At 27.3% G+C, this 780-nt stretch carries 1 protein-coding gene; it reads right to left on the minus strand.

All coding sequences use genetic code 11. The annotated features are described in order from the left end of the window. Positions 1–744: hypothetical protein (locus AB671_RS21920; protein ID WP_157444307.1), on the minus strand; the 744-nt coding region annotated here is incomplete at its 3' end. Between the last annotated feature and the right edge of the window lie 36 nt (positions 745–780).

A 780-nucleotide genomic window follows, 5' to 3' on the forward strand; every position in this document is an offset into this window, starting at 1 on the left:
ATTACTTTGTATAGATTTTAATTTATACAATTCTGATGAATTAAAATAATTCGAATCATTTCGCCCTTTTTCATAAGTGAAATTAATAACCTCCCGATCTGGTATTGTAATCTTGGTTAATAATTTAGTTAATGTTGTATTCTTCACTATTTGAGTTTCAACTCTTCCAGGAAGTGCTGTATCAGGATTTATACTAGGGAAAGAAATAGCTGTATTTTGATATGTAATATCTTTTACAGCTCGGGAAGTTTTGGATTCAGTCTCGTTATATATAACTCTTGATTGCTGGTCATAACTAAATAAAGCCAATACATTTGTATCTTGATCCATTATTTTATCCAAATGATAAGAACTAGTATAAAGTGAGGGTCCAGTACTAAAAAGAACATCTCCAGTACTATTGATAAGACCTAATTTTATAGTATTAATTTCTTTAGATGATATCTCCTGTTTATTAAAGCTATATTTAATCCCCTTATCATCCGTCATGATTATAGTTAATACTTCATCTTTTGAACTATGAATTGTTGTAATAGTAAGATTATTTCTATCTAGCTTATTTACTATAAAATTTCCATTTTCATCCTTGACTATAATAAATCTACCTGTATATCCCATAAAATTATATTGATATAGGTCATATTCTGTATCATACTTGCCTAATCCAGCATAAAAAGAATATTCATTAATATCAAATCCTGGGATATTATTAAATAACTTATATGTTGGATTTCTATCATGCATATATATTCCATATTTTAATGTGGGATGATTAGACAT

The organism is Chryseobacterium sp. BGARF1 (assembly GCF_001677955.1).
In the GTDB taxonomy this organism is placed as follows: domain Bacteria; phylum Bacteroidota; class Bacteroidia; order Flavobacteriales; family Weeksellaceae; genus Chryseobacterium.